Source organism: Methylobacterium sp. WL119 (assembly GCF_008039875.1).
In the GTDB taxonomy this organism is placed as follows: domain Bacteria; phylum Pseudomonadota; class Alphaproteobacteria; order Rhizobiales; family Beijerinckiaceae; genus Methylobacterium.
In genome coordinates, this window is record NZ_VRUU01000106.1 from 1 (window position 1) to 15,074 (window position 15,074).

At 71.4% G+C, this 15,074-nt stretch carries 12 protein-coding genes; 2 read left to right on the forward strand and 10 right to left on the reverse strand.

The window, feature by feature from the left end:
• Nucleotides 1-671: 671 nt before the first annotated feature.
• The 9 genes from FV227_RS24035 to FV227_RS24075 all read right to left on the reverse strand — a co-directional run bounded on the left by FV227_RS24035 (nucleotide 672) and on the right by FV227_RS24075 (nucleotide 9,992).
• Complete coding sequence (locus tag FV227_RS24035; RefSeq protein WP_147729585.1) at nucleotides 672-1,502, reverse strand: MBL fold metallo-hydrolase; 831 nt, start codon at nucleotides 1,500-1,502, stop codon at nucleotides 672-674.
• Between the two features lie 43 nt (nucleotides 1,503-1,545).
• Nucleotides 1,546-2,343, reverse strand: a complete 798-nt coding sequence (locus FV227_RS24040) for a TatD family hydrolase (protein WP_147729586.1) — start codon at nucleotides 2,341-2,343, stop codon at nucleotides 1,546-1,548.
• A gap of 49 nt (nucleotides 2,344-2,392) precedes the next feature.
• Nucleotides 2,393-3,964 (reverse strand): methionine--tRNA ligase, encoded by a 1,572-nt coding sequence (gene metG / locus FV227_RS24045; protein WP_246686592.1) that lies wholly within the window; start codon nucleotides 3,962-3,964, stop codon nucleotides 2,393-2,395.
• Between the two features lie 102 nt (nucleotides 3,965-4,066).
• Entirely contained in the window at nucleotides 4,067-5,128 is a 1,062-nt protein-coding gene (locus tag FV227_RS24050; protein ID WP_147860089.1) for a DNA polymerase III subunit delta', read from the reverse strand.
• A complete protein-coding gene (tmk, locus tag FV227_RS24055; RefSeq protein ID WP_246686593.1) occupies nucleotides 5,118-5,834 on the reverse strand; it encodes a dTMP kinase in 717 nt (238 codons plus the stop codon). Before tmk ends, FV227_RS24050 begins: the two co-directional genes overlap by 11 nt.
• A 46-nt stretch (nucleotides 5,835-5,880) precedes the next feature.
• Nucleotides 5,881-7,101, reverse strand: a complete 1,221-nt coding sequence (locus tag FV227_RS24060; protein WP_147860090.1) for a D-alanyl-D-alanine carboxypeptidase family protein — start codon at nucleotides 7,099-7,101, stop codon at nucleotides 5,881-5,883.
• A 312-nt stretch (nucleotides 7,102-7,413) separates the two neighbouring features.
• The gene (locus FV227_RS24065; RefSeq protein WP_147860091.1) at nucleotides 7,414-8,658 is read right to left on the reverse strand and encodes a septal ring lytic transglycosylase RlpA family protein; all 1,245 of its coding nucleotides are present in this window, start codon (nucleotides 8,656-8,658) and stop codon (nucleotides 7,414-7,416) included.
• A gap of 325 nt (nucleotides 8,659-8,983) precedes the next feature.
• Nucleotides 8,984-9,301, reverse strand: a complete 318-nt coding sequence (locus FV227_RS24070) for a ribbon-helix-helix domain-containing protein (protein WP_147727996.1) — start codon at nucleotides 9,299-9,301, stop codon at nucleotides 8,984-8,986.
• The gene (locus FV227_RS24075; RefSeq protein WP_147727997.1) at nucleotides 9,285-9,992 is read right to left on the reverse strand and encodes a ParA family protein; all 708 of its coding nucleotides are present in this window, start codon (nucleotides 9,990-9,992) and stop codon (nucleotides 9,285-9,287) included. Before FV227_RS24075 ends, FV227_RS24070 begins: the two co-directional genes overlap by 17 nt.
• Before the next feature lie 485 nt (nucleotides 9,993-10,477).
• Here FV227_RS24075 and FV227_RS24080 point away from each other — a divergent pair, with 485 nt between their 5' ends.
• Together FV227_RS24080 and FV227_RS24085 are read left to right on the forward strand one after the other, a co-directional pair.
• Nucleotides 10,478-11,074, forward strand: a complete 597-nt coding sequence (locus FV227_RS24080; RefSeq protein ID WP_147727998.1) for a PAS domain-containing protein — start codon at nucleotides 10,478-10,480, stop codon at nucleotides 11,072-11,074.
• Nucleotides 11,075-11,149: 75 nt separating this feature from the next.
• On the forward strand, nucleotides 11,150-12,796 hold the full coding sequence (locus tag FV227_RS24085) for an acyl-CoA synthetase (RefSeq protein ID WP_147860092.1): 1,647 nt from the start codon (nucleotides 11,150-11,152) through the stop codon (nucleotides 12,794-12,796).
• A gap of 54 nt (nucleotides 12,797-12,850) precedes the next feature.
• On the opposite strand, the gene FV227_RS24090 is transcribed toward FV227_RS24085, so the two are convergent.
• Nucleotides 12,851-15,049, reverse strand: coding sequence for a TonB-dependent siderophore receptor (locus FV227_RS24090; protein ID WP_147860093.1), 2,199 nt, complete (start codon nucleotides 15,047-15,049; stop codon nucleotides 12,851-12,853).
• Between the last annotated feature and the right edge of the window lie 25 nt (nucleotides 15,050-15,074).

A 15,074-nucleotide genomic window follows, 5' to 3' on the forward strand; every position in this document is an offset into this window, starting at 1 on the left:
TCCCAGAGCATAATGCCCCGAAACCACCTTGCCCGTCTTGGAAACCCGTGATACCGAACCAACCAGTCGGTGGTCCGCCTCAGCGGTGGGAGGCGTCTAAGCCCCCGCCGATACCCTGTCAACCCCGCGTCAAACCCGAAAGCTAAACACAAAACCGACAAGACCGCCGACACAAACACCAGGCCACCCGGCTCTCGCCAGCTGCCCCATCGCTCGTCATGTCGGTGGACCAAGTCCAGAACCGCGTCGCCGCCGCCCCGTCTCGATGAACAGGGGTATACGGACCACCCAGCAGCCCGTCAACAGCCAAATGCCGAGAAATCCATAAAATCCGCGACAGGCGTGTGACGCGGTCCTCCCGGGTTCCGACGACGACGGCAGGCCTCTCCGGGAAGTCGACTCATCCCCACCCGTCCTCTTCGCGCGTCAGTGGCTGCGGCTCTCGGACGGCAGGCGTCGGGCCACCGTCCGCGCGGATGGGAAGCCTGCCGAACCCTTTGACGGTGCGATCACGGGGTCTTCGCGAAACTGGACCGCGGAGTCGTTCGGCACGACATCGACGTCCGTCGGCCGGCCGGCCGGCCGGGCGATCGCCCGAGCAGGTGGCCCGAGCTCCGCCATCTGCCGCCGATCGCGCGACCGTCAGGCGCGCGCCCAACCCGGCATCAGGTTCAATCCCCGTACGCCCGCGCGGGCCGATCGAGATCGAGGGTGACGGTCAGGCCGTCATAGGCCGGCACCACGCCGGGCGGCAGCTTGGCCGCCAGCGTCGCGTGGTCGAGGTCGGTGTGGAGATTGGTGAGGATCGCGCGACGCGGGCGCACGTCCGCGATCAACGCCAGCGCCTCCGAGACTGAGTAATGGGTCGGGTGCGGGGTCTCGCGCAGGGCGTCGATGATCAGCAGGTCGAGATCGTGGAGCCGCGCCCGGCTCGCCTCGGGCAGGAGGCTGAGATCCGGGATGTAGGCGGCCGGCCCGAGGCGGAACCCGAGGGCCGCCTCGTTGCCGTGCTCGACCGGCAGCGCCTCCGCCTCGATCGCCCCGCCCTCCCCGCGGACTGCGACGATCTCGTGGATCGGCAGATCGCGAAGGTCGAGGATCGGCGGGTAGGCGCTGCCCGGCGGCGTCTTGAAGCAGTAGCCGAAGCGGGCGCGGAGCAGGTCGCTCGTGAGCGTATCGGCATGGACCGGAATGCGCGCGCGCATCTGGATCACCAGGGGGCGCAGGTCGTCGATGCCGTGGGTGTGGTCGGCATGGGCGTGGGTGAACAGCACCGCATCGAGGCGCGTCACCCCCGCATCGAGCAGCTGCTCGCGCAGGTCCGGGGAGGTGTCGATCAGCAGCGTCGTGCCGGCCTCGCCCTCCCGGCGCTCGACGAGGATCGAGCAGCGCCGGCGTCGGTTCTTCGGGTCGTGCGGGTCGCAGGCGCCCCAGCCGTAGCCGACGCGGGGCACGCCGCCGGACGAGCCGCAACCGAGGATGCGCAGAGTCAGCGTCGCCATCCGGACCTCCCGCTCGGGTGGTATCCGAGGACGGCGCCGGTTGTCACGCGGACGGGCCTGCCTTCAGGTCCGCCTTGGCGAACAGGCGATGGAAGTTCGCGGTGGTCAGGCGGGCGAAGGCCTCCGCTTCGAGGCCGAGGGTCCCGGCCAGCGACCGGGCGGTGTCGGCGGTGTAGGCCGGCTCGTTGGTCCGGCCGCGATGCGGCTCGGGGGCGAGGAACGGCGCGTCGGTCTCGACCAGGATGCGGTCGGGCGGCACCTGCCGGGCGATGTCGCGCAGAGCCGTCGAGCGGCGGAAGGTGACGATCCCGGAAAACGAGACGTAGAGGCCGAGCGCGACGCCGGCCTCGGCCAGCCGCGCGCCCGACGAGAAGCAGTGCAGCACCGCCGAGAACCGGCCGCGGCCCATCTCGTCGGTCAGCACCCGCTCCATGTGGGCGTCGGCGTCGCGGGCGTGGATCACCAGCGGCAGCCCGGTCGCGCGGGCGGCCTCGATGTGGGCGCGCAGCACCCGCTCCTGAACCGGTTCGGGCGCCGCGTCCTCGTAATGGTAGTCGAGCCCCGCCTCGCCGATGCCGATGCAGCGCGGGTGATCGGTCAGCGCCGCGATGGTCTCGGGCGCGACGTCCGGCTCCTCGGCCGCGCCGTGCGGATGGGTGCCGACCGTGTACCAGACCTCCGGGTGCGCCTCCGCGATGGCGCGGTAGGTGTCGGCCTTGGCGACACGCGTCGCGATCGTGAGCATCCGGCCGACGCCGGCGGCCTTCGCCCGGGCGATCACGCCCGGAAGGTCGGCGGCGAAGTCGGGGAAGTCGAGATGGCAGTGGCTGTCGACGAGCATGCGGTCCGGGAGCCTGGGCGAGGGGTTCGGTGTGGCGGGAACGGCCGGCTCACGCAGCCGGTGCCTCGGGCTTCTCGAACCGCGGGAAGATCGGGCTCGGCGCCGGCAGCGGCGTTCCGGGCGTCAGGCGGCCGCCCTCCCCCACGTCGGCGAAGAGGCGCCGGTCGGCCGGCACCGCCAGCACGTCGAGCAGGCTCGCGGCCGAGCGCGGCACGAAGGGCTGCACCAGGATGCCGACCGCGCGCAGAACCTCCGCGGTCACGTAGAGCACGGTGCCCATCCGCTCCGGATCGGTCTTCTTCAGCTTCCACGGCTCTTCGGCCGCGAAGTAGCGGTTGGCGTCGGCCACCACCGCCCAGATCTCGGCGAGGATGGAATGGAGCGCGAGGTCGTCCATCAGAGCCCGCGCCCGCGCCGGCAGGGCGTCGGCGGCGGCGAGCAGTGTCCGGTCGGCCTCGGTGAAGGCACCCGGCTCCGGGACCGCTCCGGACACGTTCTTGGCGATCATCGAGAGCGAGCGCTGGGCAAGGTTGCCGAGGTCGTTGGCGAGGTCCGCGTTGATGCGGGTGATGATGGCCTCGTGGCTGTAGCTGCCGTCGCCGCCGAAGGGCACGTCGCGCAGCACGAAGTAGCGCACGGCGTCGACGCCGTAGGTGTCGGCGAGGTCGATCGGGTCGAGGACGTTGCCGAGCGACTTCGACATCTTCTCGCCCTTCGAGAGCAGGAAGCCGTGGCCGAAGACGCGCTTCGGGAGCGGCAGCCCGGCCGACATCAGGAAGGCCGGCCAGTACACCGCGTGGAAGCGGACGATGTCCTTGCCGATGACGTGCAGGTCCGCCGGCCAGAATTTCCGCCGTTCGTCGGCCTCGTCCGGGAAGCCGGTGACGGTGAGGTAGTTCGTCAGCGCGTCGACCCAGACGTACATGACGTGGCCGGGCCGGTCGGGCACCGGCACGCCCCAGTCGAAGGTGGTGCGGCTGACGGACAGGTCCTTCAGGCCGGAGCGCACGAAGCTCGCGACCTCGTTCTTCCGCGATTCGGGGCTGATGAAGTCCGGTTGCGCCTCGTAGAGGGCGAGCAGGCGGTCGGCGTAGGCCGAGAGCCGGAACAGGAAGTTCTCCTCCTCCATCCACACGACGGGGGTGTCGGTGGCGAGCGAGCGGCGGGTGCCGTCCTCCAGGAGGCGGGTCTCGTCCTCGCCGTAATAGGCCTCGTCGCGGACCGAGTACCAGCCGGCATAGGTGTCGAGGTAGATGTCGCCGTTGGCCTCCATCCGCCGCCACAGTTCCTGCGCGGCGGCGGTGTGGGCGGGCTCCGTCGTGCGGATGAAGCGGTCGTAGGCGCAGTCGAGCCGGTCGGCCACCGCCTGGAACCGGGCCGCCATGCCGTCGACGAAGGCGCGCGGCGTGGTGCCGGCGCGCGACGCCGTCTGCTGGATCTTGAGCCCGTGCTCGTCGGTGCCGGTGGTGAACAGCACCTCGTAGCCGTCGAGGCGCTTGAAGCGCGCGATCGCATCGGTGGCGACCACCTCGTAGGCGTGGCCGATATGCGGCGCGCCGTTGGGGTACGAGATCGCCGTGGTGATGCTGAAGGTCTTGGTGCTGTTCGTCTTGGCGGTCACGTCGGACATTCCCGGATACGCGGCTCTGCAGGATCGGCGCCGTTCCGGCGCGGCGTCGTGCGCGTTCGCCGGCGCCGAACCGGCACCGTTCGGGACGATGCTCTAGCCGGTCCGCACGGCGCCCGCGAGGTCCGCGAACAGCGACAGGACCACGGGCCGGCGATCGAGATTGTAGGTCGCGGCCTCGCGCGCCGTACGGCCGAACTTCTCACACACCTCGACCAGGGCCGCAAGGCGCGCCGGCGGCTCCGCCCGCCGGCGGTGGAGCTCGGCCGAGACGAAGCGCTCGACGGTCTCCAGGCCGGCCGCGAACAGGGGCTCGGCCTCGCGCCCGGCGAGCTTGTCGGCGAGCTTGAGGACGCGGCCCCAATCCGGATGGTCGGCGCGCGACAGCAGGGTCTCCATCTCGGCGACCAGCCCCTGCATCGCCGGATCGAGCATCGCGACGGCGCGCGCCACCGAGCCCTCGGACAGGTCGGCGGCCCGGGCGAGCGCCTCGGCGGAGGGCGCCGGGAACGGCGGCGGGAAGCCGGACACCACCGCCGCCACGGCGCCCGCGTCCAGGGGCCGGAGCGCGAGGGCGCGGCAGCGCGAGCGGATCGTCGGCAGGAGCCGGCCCGGCGCATGGCTGACGATGAGGAACAGCGCGCGGGGCGGGGGCTCCTCCAGCATCTTCAGCAGCGCGTTGGCGCCGTTGGCGTTCAGGTCCTCGGCGCTGTCGACGATGCAGATGCGGTAGCCGGCATTGCCCGCGGTGGAGCCGAACAGCTCGAGCGCCTTGAGCACCGCGTCGACCGGGATCCTGGTCGGCAGCGTCTTCGCGGTCGGCACCCGGTGGCGGCGCAGGGCCACGAGGTTCGGGTGCGAGAGCGCCGCGATCTTGGCCGTCACGGGATCGCCCGCGGCGATGTCGAGGCCGGGCGCGCGCGAGACCCTGTCGGGGTCGGCGAGCAGGCGGCGGGCGACGCGGTAGGCCAGGGTCGCCTTGCCGATGCCGCCCGGGCCGCCGATCAGCCAGGCATGGTGCAGGCGGCCCGAGGCGATGCCCTCGGCGAAGGCCGCTTCCGCCTCGGCATGGCCGACGAGGCGCAGCGTCTCGCGCGGGCGGACGATGCCGGGAAGGTCGCCGGGCTCGACGTCGTCGGGGGCGCGATCAGGCGGCATCGGTGCGGCCTTCGGTGTCGTCGAGGAGGCCGGGCAGGCGGCCGGCGACCGCTGCGCGGACCGCGTCCGCGACGGCATCGGGATCGCGCGCCGCGTCGACGAGGACGCAGCGCGCCGGCTCGGCCTGCGCGATCGCCCGGAAGGCATCGCGGAGGCGGGCGTGGAAGGCCAGCGCCTCGGCTTCGAAGCGGTCCGGTGCGGCCTGCGCCCCTTGTGCCCCCTGCCCGGCCGCCCGCGCCCGCGCACGGGCCAGGCCGATTTCGGGGTCGAGGTCGAAGATCAGGGTGAGGTCGGGCCGCGTCGGCCCGACGACGACCCGCTCGAGCGCCGCGACGGCTTCCGCATCGAGACCGCCGGCGGCGCCCTGGTAGGCGCGGGTCGAATCCATGAAGCGGTCGCACAGCACGACCTCGCCCGAGGCCAGCGCCGGGCGGATCAGGCGGTCGAGGTGGTCGATGCGGGCGGCCGAGAACAGCAGCGCCTCGGCGAAAGGCCCGTAGGGCTTGGCGACCCCGGCGAGCAGCGCCGTGCGGATCTCCTCGGCGCGGGTCGAGCCGCCGGGCTCGCGGGTGGTCGTGACCGTGCGGTGCGCGCCGAGCGTCCGGGCGAGACGGGCCACCTGGGTCGACTTGCCCGCGCCCTCCCCGCCCTCGAAGGTGATGAAGACGCCGCGAGGTGTCGAAGCGGTCGGGGTCGAAGCGGTCATGGCTGCCGACGCGGTGGTGGCAGCATGGGGCCGCGCCTCTCGGTCCTCACGACGGGTTGGCGCGCTTCTCGCCAGGCTTGTCGCCGGCTTTCTCGCCCTTGCCCGCCTTGTCGAAGGCGCGGCGGACGAGGCCGGTGCCGAACTCGAACGCGGCATCCATCGCGCGCTGCTGGATGGTGCCGGCCTCGACGGAGGCGCCGGCATAGAGCGGCTGGTCGAGCGCCACCGCATCGCCGCGCATGATCTTCAGGCGGCCGACCTCGCGGCCCTCCTCCACCGGGGCGACCAGCGGCCCTTGGTAGACGGCGCGCGCCGTCACGCGATCGGAGGAGCCGCGCGGCAGCAGCACCCGCACCGGCTTCTTGGCGACCAGCGGCACCGATCCCGACGCGCCGCCGAACACCGAGGCCTCGGCCACCGTCTCGCCGGGGGTGAACACCTGCCGCGGCTCGAAGGCGCGGAACCCCCATTCCATCAGCTTGCGCGCCTCGGCCGCACGGTCCCGCGCGGTCTTGAGGCCGGAGATCACCATGATCAGGCGCTGGCCGTTCTGCACCGCCGAGCCGGTGAGCGCGTAGCCGGATTCCTCGAGGTAGCCGGTCTTGAGGCCGTCGGCGCCGATGTCGAGGGCGAGCAGCGGGTTGCGGTTCTGCTGCTTGATCTTGTTCCAGGTGAACTCGCGCTCGAAGAAGATCTTGTACAGGTCCGGGTAGGTGTCGATGATGTGCGCGGCGAGCCTGGCCATGTCGCGCGCGGTGACCCGCTGGTCGGGCGCCGAGTAGCCGGTGGCGTTGCGGAAGGTCGAGCGCGTCAGCCCGATCTCCTTCGCGCGCTGGTTCATGATGGCGGCGAAGGCCTCCTCGGAACCGGCCATGTTCTCGGCGATCGTGATCGCCGCGTCGTTGCCCGACTGCACCACGAGCCCGCGCAGCAGGTCCTGCATCTTGATGCGGCTGTTGACCTGGGCGAACATCGACGAGCCGCCGCCCCCCGCCCCGCCCCGGCGCCACGCGTCCTCGGTCACCGTGAACTCGGTCTCCATCGTCAGCCGCCCGGATTTGAGGGCGTCGAACACGATGTCGGTGGTCATCAGCTTGGCCATGCTCGCCGGGGCGAACGGCTCGTCGGCCGCCTTCTCGAACAGCACCGAGCCGGAATCGGCGTCGACCAGGATCGCGTGCGGCGCCGCGGTCTGGAAGACCTGCGCGCGGGCCGGCGTCGCGAGCGCGCAGGCCGCCGCCAGAAGGAAGACCCAGGTCCTGCGCATCAAAAGACTCCCGTGCGGCCGGGCCGCCACGCTCGCGAACATCCCGCCTCGGATAACAAGCGTGACCATATTACGGTTTCCGCGCCGGATCGAATGCGAAATGACGCAGCGCACCTGCCCGCGCACCGACCGAGGCGGGTTTTTCTACGATCCGAGGTTGCTTCGGGCCGAGATCGCCGGGACCTGAACGATCCCCCGGCCGCAGGGATACGCAGGGGGTCGTCCCGGCCCGCCGGCTCTCCCCGCGACCGCGGGACCGCCGGTCGTCTCGCGGACGACCGGGCTCCGCCAGGACGGGACGGCGCCGGCTCGTCAGTAGATCCCGGCGAGCCGCGCGCCGCGCTTGTCGGCAGGCTTGCCGGGCGGCTTCGCGGCGAGGTCGACGCGGCTCTTCACGACTGCGCGGGCCGTTCCCTTGTCGCCCGAGCCCTTGTCGCTCGGGGCCGCGGCGCCCGTGAGCCGGGCCAGCGCGAGCTTGGCCGAGGGCGGCATCGCGGGCGGGACGGAGCCCGGCCGGGCCGCCGGCACCCGTGCGGGCACGGCCTGGGCCGTGCGCGTCGCGGGCGAAGTCGCGGCGAGACGGACCGGCGCGTCCTTGCCGGGGAGCCGGGCGATCGGCGCGGAGGCCGGCGCCATGCGCTCCGCGGCCGGGTTGAGCCCTGCCACCCGCACCGGCGCCGGCCGGAACGCCTGGCCGCGCACGGCCGTCGGCTGCAGGGCGGCCGGCACGGCCACCGCCGCCCGCGCCAGCACGATCGGCGCGCGCACCGGATGCGGGGCGGGGGCCTCGTCGCGCTCCTCGCGCTCCGGTGCCGGCTTGAACGCCAGCGGCGCCGGCGTCGTGCGCGAGAACCGCTCCGGCTCCTCCGAGGGCCCGAGATCGGCCACCATCACCGGGGTGCGCACGCCCGCCGGCCCGCCGTCGGTGCGCAGCGTCGCCAGGAGCTTGCGGTCGTCGGAGCCGGCGACCGAGGCCTTGCCGAGATAGGCGACGCGCACGTGCGCGGTGCCCTTGTTGTGGAACTCGAGCGCCCGGGCGACCTCCTCCGAGACGTCCATGACGCGGTCGGCATGGTAGGGGCCGCGGTCGTTGACGCGCACCACCATCGAGTAGCCGTTCGCGGTGTTGGTGACGCGAACGTAGCTCGGCAGCGGCAGGGTCGGGTGGGCGGCGGCGATCGAGTGGCGGTCGAACACCTCGCCGTTGGCGGTCATCCGCCCGTGGAAGGCGGCGCCGTACCACGAGGCCAGGCCCTCGCGGACGTAGCCGCGGGCATCCTCCTTGGGCACGTAGGTGCGGCCGGCGACCACATAGGGCTTGCCCGAGAAGCGGCGTCCGCCGCCCTTCGGGATCACGTCGCCCTCGTTGTAGAGGCGCGGGCTGGTCTTCACGCCGTATTTCGGGTCGAGCCCGTTGCCGGCGGGGCCGGCGAACTTCTGCGGGTTTGTGCTGCAGTTGGCGGTGGCCAGCGCGATCGCCGAGACCGCGAGCAGGCGCCGCAAGGGAAGCGGGCCGCGGCGCGAATCCGGGATTCGAAGAAGCGTCGAACGCGCCATGCCCACCGGATCCGCCTGTACGCCACGTGCCGAAGGTCCGGCCCGCACGGGAGCGGTTACGCCGGGGCGTCCGGCTCGCCCCCTGCACAAGGGGGCGGCGACCGAACGAACCGACACTTGTCCGAACGCCGTAAAGGAAGCCTGAACGGAACGCGCCGCGCGCCGTCCGACCGCTGCGATTCACAGGGTTTCGCGTTCCCGCATCGCTTGAGCGTTCGGCGCCAAGACGTTCCAGGATCGTTCAGAAACCGCTCGCACGCGGATCGGCGAGACCGGGCGGGGGCAAGGCCCGTACCCGTGATCTCGCCGGTGCGGTTGCGGAGGCTCAGCGCTGAAGCGGCTCCGAGAGCTGCTCGATCGAGCGGGCGCCGCGCTGCTTGAACAGCAGGTCGAGGGCTTCCAGCATGATCGCGTGCATCTTGGTGCGCTCGGCATAGGCGAGGTCGCGCAGCTGGTCGTAGACCGGCGGCTCGAGATAGACCGACATCTGCCGGGCGCGCTCCTTCAGGGTGGCGGGCCCGCGCTTCGGCGGGCTCGCGCCGCGGTCGAGCTGGACGATCTCGGCGGTCTGCGGCACGGCGCGTGCGGCCGGCACCGAGGCCGCGACGATCGAGGCGAGATTGAGCTTAGGCGGCTTCGACATGCTTCACCGCCTTGCCGGATCCTATCTGGCCCGAAACGGGCTTGCCCGAGACCGCCTGTCCCGATCCGACCTTGCCCGCCTGCGTGCGCTTCTCGATCCAGGACCACAGCCGGCGCACCTCGCCCGCCGCCTGCCCCTTCGGGTTGAACTCGGTGACGCCCTGGCCGACGCCGATCGCGTCCTGGTGGTCGGTGCGCGCCACGATGTTGACGTCGGGCAGGATGCCCAGCACCGCGAGGCCGTCGGCCGCGTCGCGGATGCGGTAGGAGCGCGGCGGCGTCTGGTTGAGGACGAAGGCGAACTTCTTCTCGAGCCGGTACACGGCGGCCAGCGTCGGCTTGAAGGCGCGCAGGTCCGCGGGCGTCGGCCGGCACGGGATGATGCAGAGGTCGGCGGCGCGGATCGCCGAGAGGGTGCCGGTGGAATCGACGCCGGGCGTGTCGATGAAGACGTAGTCGTAGGCCGAGTCCCGAAGCTGGGTCATCACGGCGTCGATCTGCGTCGCATCGATCTGCGCGACCTCGGGGCCCTCCGCGGTGCGGTGGTCGAGCCAGTCGGAGATCGTGGCCTGCCGGTCCATCTCCAGGATGCAGACCGAGCGGCCGGCCTCCTGTGCGGCGACCGCGAGCGAGATGCAGAGCGTGCTCTTGCCGCTGCCCCCCTTCTGGGTGACGAAGGTGATCGCTTTCATCGGCCGGTCCTCGGTTCAAGCTGCCTTGGCTCAAAAGCGCGCGCATGCGCGTCGCGGTGCGGCACGATCCGGCGTCCTGCCGGGCGCGGGCATGCCGCCGTCCCGTTCGCAGGCCAAAGCCGGAGTTGCGGCGCACGCGCTCCGGGCAACCTAGAATCGGGGAGCTCCGCGCGAAGGCGAGGATCCTGTGACCCAGGGATGCCGTGATCCCGATATCGCGTCGGTTATGGTTAAGAGGCCGTTAACGGAGGCGGGCGCCGTCTCGGGCCGGCCGGCATCCGCTCGCCATCCGCCGGCTCCGGAACGCGGCCCGAGACCCGGGATGCGGAGGGTTTTTCCAACCTCAAGTTTGTTTTCGAGGGCTCCCTGTCGGTTCTCACTTTTCTTAGAGGAAGCGATGCCTTAGATTGCTTTTCGAGGGCGCCATCCCGTCCGTCGATCGTACCTCAAGTTTATTTTTGCTGCCGCCGGCCTTTAGGAGTTGCATGGCACAGGCTCCGAACCCGCACTCCAACGACGAGCTCCGGGCTGTCCTCGACGCCTCCGGCGTCGTCGGCGCCTGGGTGCACGATCACTGGGCGGGGCGTCTCACGCTGTCGGGCGACTTCGCCGGCTTGCTCGGCCTCGATCCCGAGGTCGCCGCCGGCGGGGTATCGATCGACACGTTCCTCGAGCGGACCCATCCCGAGGACCGCAGCCGGGTCGAGAGCTGCCTGCACGCGGCCGGCGAGATCGGCGGGCCGGTCGAGGCCGAGTTCCGGACCGTCGAATCGGCGGCGGGCGTGCGCAAGCTCCTCATCCGCGGGCGCGTCGAGCGCAATGCGGTCGACGGGACGGCGCAGGGGCGGGGCATCGCGATCGATCTCACCGAGAACCGGTCGGCGGACCTGCGCCAGACGGAGCGCCTCGTGAACCGCATGGCCGAGCACGCCATCGCGCTCCGCGCCCTCGCCGACGGCCTCGGGGAGGCGAACCTGACCAAGCTGATCGACGGCCTGATGATCGAGATCGGCTTCGAGCTCGCCAAGTTCCTGCAGGATCCGCGCGCCCTCGGCGAGCTCCGGGCCGAGCGCCACCACTGATCCGGGCGGCCGCAGGCCGTTGGATCACGCTGCCGTGCGCGGTACTGTCCGGGCCTTGCTCGCCGGGAGGCCGCCATGCGCCGCGACACGATCTACGACCGCGACCTCGACCGGAATCCGGCCAACCACCAGCCGTTGACGCCGCTGGGCTATCTCGACCGGGCGGCGCGGGTGTTTCCCGACCAGGTCGCGGTGATCCACGGGCCCCTGCGGCGCAGCTATGCCGAGCTCTACGCCCGCTGCCGCCGCCTGGCCTCGGCGCTCGCCGCCCACGGGATCGGCCGGGGCGACACCGTCGCGGTGCTGCTCGCCAACACGCCGGCGATGATCGAGTGCCACTACGGCGTGCCGATGGCCGGCGCGGTGCTCAACACCCTCAACACCCGCCTCGACGACGCGGCCCTGGCCTTCTGCCTCGATCATGGCGAGGCCAAGGTCCTCGTCGCCGACCGGGAGTTCTCGCGCGTCGCGCGCGACGCGCTGGCGCAGACCGGGCGCAGCCTGCTGGTGATCGATTACGACGATCCGCACTATGCCGGCGCCGGCGAGGCCCTCGGCACCCGCGACTACGAGGCGTTCCTCGCCGAGGGCGATCCCGAGCACGACTGGGCGATGCCCGACGACGAGTGGGACGCGATCAGCCTGAACTACACCTCCGGCACCACCGGCGACCCGAAGGGCGTGGTCTACCACCACCGCGGCGCGGCGCTGCTGGCGCTCGGCAACGTCGTCACCGGGAGCCTGGGGCAGCACCCGGTCTATCTCTGGACGCTGCCGATGTTCCACTGCAACGGCTGGTGCTTCCCGTGGACGCTGTCGATCGTGGCCGGCACCCATGTCTGCCTGCGCCAAGTCCGGGCTGAGGCGATGTACGCGCTGATGGCCGAGCACGGCGTCACCCACCTGTGCGGGGCGCCGATCGTGATGCAGCTGCTGATCAACGCCTCCGACGCCGAGCGCCGCCCCCTGCCCCACCGGGTCGCGTTCTTCACCGCCGCCGCGCCGCCGCCGGAGGCGGTGCTGGCGGGCATGCGCGAGGCGGGCTTCGCCGTCACCCACCTCTACGGGCTGACCGAGAGCTACGGCCCGGCCGTCGTCAACGCGTGGCATGCCGAGTGGGACGACCTTCCGGCCGACGCGCAGGCCGCCAGGAAGGCCCGCCAGGGCGTGCGCTATCCCGTGCTCGAGGGCCTCGACGTGCGCGACCCCGAGACCCTGGAACCGGTGCCGGCGGACGGCCGGACGATGGGCGAGGTGATGATGCGCGGCAACGTGGTGATGCGCGGCTACCTCAAGAACCCGGCCTCCACCGAGGCGGCGTTCCGGGGCGGCTGGTTCCACACCGGCGACCTCGGCGTGAAGCACCCCGACGGCTACGTGCAGCTCAAGGACCGCTCGAAGGACATCATCATCTCGGGCGGCGAGAACATCTCCTCGATCGAGGTCGAGGACGCGCTGTTCAAGCACCCGGCGGTCGCCGCGGCCGCGGTCGTCGCCAAGCCCGACGACAAGTGGGGCGAGACGCCGTGCGCCTTCGTCGAGCTCAGGGACGGCGCCGCGGCCAGCGCCGACGACCTCATCCGCTGGTGCCGCGGGCGGCTCGCCGCCTACAAGATGCCCCGGACCATCGTGTTCGGGGAGCTGCCCAAGACCTCCACCGGCAAGGTGCAGAAGTACCTGCTGCGCGAGCGGGCGCGGCAGGAGCCGGGGCAAGGATCATAGGGAGCCGAGGATCATGGCAGGCGACGCGGGCGGCGCGCGCCGCCCGCGGGAGGCTCACCACTTGTAGCTCAGGCTCGCGGTGATGCGACGGGCCTCGCCGTAGAAGCAGGCCGCCGTCGACTGGCAGGCCGAGACGTAGCGCTTGTCGGCGATGTTCTGAGCGTTCACCGCGAAGCGCCAGTTGTCGCGGGTGTAGTGCACCACCGCGTCGAACAGCACCCGCTCGGGCACCGTCAGGGTGTTGGCGGTGTCCGCGAACGAGCGCCCGACGTAGCGCGCACCGCCGCCGAAGCCGAAGCCGCGCCACTCGCCCCCCGGGATCGTGTAGTCGGCGAACACGGTGGCCAGCGTCTCCGGGGTCGCGGTCGGCGCCCGGCCGATCACCCCGACGTCGCCGCGGGTGACCTCGATGTTGAAGGTCGTGAACGAGGCGGTGACGTTGAGGTCGCGGGTGAGGTTGGCCACGAACTGCGCCTCGAAGCCGCGCGAGCGCGTCTCGCCGAGCTGGAGCTGGTTGAGGTTGTTGCTCGGGTCGATCGTCAGCGAGTTGGCCAGGGTCAGGTCGAAGGCGGCCAGCGTCAGGAAGGCGTCGTAGCCCGGCGGCTGGTACTTCACGCCGACCTCATACTGGTCGCCGGTGGTCGGCTTGAACGGCTGGCTGAAGAAGTTCGTCCCGATCTGCGGGTTGAAGAAGCTCGCGTAGGAGACGTAGGGCGCCAGGCCGAAATCGAAGTTGTAGATCAGGCCGTAGCGCTGGGTGCCGGCGTTGGCGGTCTGGCGCGTGACGGTGCTGGCCAGCAGGTTGTTGACCTCGTTCGAGGTGAAGTCGCCGCGGCCGGAAAGCACCAGGGTCAGCTCGGGCGTGAGCTTGATCTGGTCCTGCGCGTAGAGACCGACCTGCTGGAAGACGTCGTAGTTGACCAGGTAGGGCGCCGCCGCCACGGTCGGCGAGCCGTAGTTCGGCGCCAGCAGGTTGAAGTTCGCGACCGCCGGGCCGACGAAGCCGCCCGTCGCCTGGTTGTCGTTCAGCTGCACGTTCTTGTAGTCGAGCCCGACCAGGAAGGTGTGCCGGAACAAGCCGTCGTCGAACCGGGCGACCGCGTTGTTGTCAACGTTGAACGCGCCGATCCGCGAGGTGGCGCGGAAGCGGTAGCGCGCCAGCTGCGTCTGCAGCGGGTCGGCGTAGCCGTTGATGCTGAACGAGTTGTCGTAGGACTCGCTGTACGCGTAGCGCAGGTTCTGCCGGAACGTCCACGTGTCGTCGAAGACGTGCTCGAACTCGTAGCCGAGGCTGTACTGCGTCCGGCGATAGACGTTGTTGTCCTTGTCCTGGACGTTGTAGCTGCGCGGGATGCGCGCGCCGAACACGTCCGGGCGCGCCGTGCCCTGGTAGGGCAGGAAGGCGTTGATGCGGCCGGTGTCGTCGTATTGCAGGCTCGTCAGCACGGTGAGCGTGGTGGCGCCGTCCGGCTTGTAGGTGAAGCTCGGCGCGATGTAGCCGCGGTTCTCGTCGAGGCCGTCGACCTGCGTGCCGCCCTGCCGGCCGATGCCGGTCAGGCGGTAGAACCAGTGGCCCTCGTTGTCGGCCGGGCCGCCGAAATCGAAGGCGAGGTACTTCTGGCCGAACGAGCCGCCGCCGACCTCGACGTAGTTCAACGGCTCGAGCGGGGGCTTCTTGCTGATGATGTTGATCAGGCCGCCGGGGCCGCCCTGGCCGAACAGCACGGCGGCGGGGCCGCGCAGCACGTCGACGCGCTCGACCCCGAACGGATCGACCTTGTAGGAGGCGAAGCCGTAGTTGAACAGCTGCAGCCCGTCCCGGTACAGGCCGGTGTCGCTCGCGGTGAAGCCGCGGATCTGGAAGAAGTCGACCCGCGAATCCGGGCCGAAGGCGTTGCCGAACACGCCGGCCGAATAATTGATGATCTCGCCGATCTGCTGGGGCTTGATCGCGTCGAGCTGCTGCCGGCCGATCACGCTGACCGATTGCGGCGTCTCGATCAGCGGCGTGTCGGTCTTGGTCGAGGTCAGCGTGCGCTTGGCGACGTAGCCGTCGATCGGCCCGCGCGGATCCTCGCGCGGGACCACGACGCGCGCCGCCGTGCCGTCGCGCGACTCGACGGTCAGTTCCTCCAGGCGCACGCTGCCCTGCGCCGAGGGCTCGCCGACGCCGCGGCGCGGCGCGGTCGCCTCCTGCGCGGACGAGGGCAGGACGAACGGCGCCAGCGCGATCAGCGAGGCGCCGGCCAGCACGAGGCGACGCGGGTTCGGGGTGGGG

Coding starts and splice junctions, on each gene's coding strand:
- FV227_RS24035 (WP_147729585.1), bottom strand. CDS start 1,502: ATGGCGACGCTGACTCTGCGCATCCTCGGTTGCGGCTCGTCCGGCGGC.
- FV227_RS24040 (WP_147729586.1), bottom strand. CDS start 2,343: ATGCTCGTCGACAGCCACTGCCATCTCGACTTCCCCGACTTCGCCGCC.
- FV227_RS24050 (WP_147860089.1), bottom strand. CDS start 5,128: ATGCCGCCTGATCGCGCCCCCGACGACGTCGAGCCCGGCGACCTTCCC.
- tmk (WP_246686593.1), bottom strand. CDS start 5,834: ATGACCGCTTCGACCCCGACCGCTTCGACACCTCGCGGCGTCTTCATC.
- FV227_RS24060 (WP_147860090.1), bottom strand. CDS start 7,101: ATGCGCAGGACCTGGGTCTTCCTTCTGGCGGCGGCCTGCGCGCTCGCG.
- FV227_RS24065 (WP_147860091.1), bottom strand. CDS start 8,658: ATGGCGCGTTCGACGCTTCTTCGAATCCCGGATTCGCGCCGCGGCCCG.
- FV227_RS24070 (WP_147727996.1), bottom strand. CDS start 9,301: ATGTCGAAGCCGCCTAAGCTCAATCTCGCCTCGATCGTCGCGGCCTCG.
- FV227_RS24075 (WP_147727997.1), bottom strand. CDS start 9,992: ATGAAAGCGATCACCTTCGTCACCCAGAAGGGGGGCAGCGGCAAGAGC.
- FV227_RS24080 (WP_147727998.1), top strand. CDS start 10,478: ATGGCACAGGCTCCGAACCCGCACTCCAACGACGAGCTCCGGGCTGTC.
- FV227_RS24085 (WP_147860092.1), top strand. CDS start 11,150: ATGCGCCGCGACACGATCTACGACCGCGACCTCGACCGGAATCCGGCC.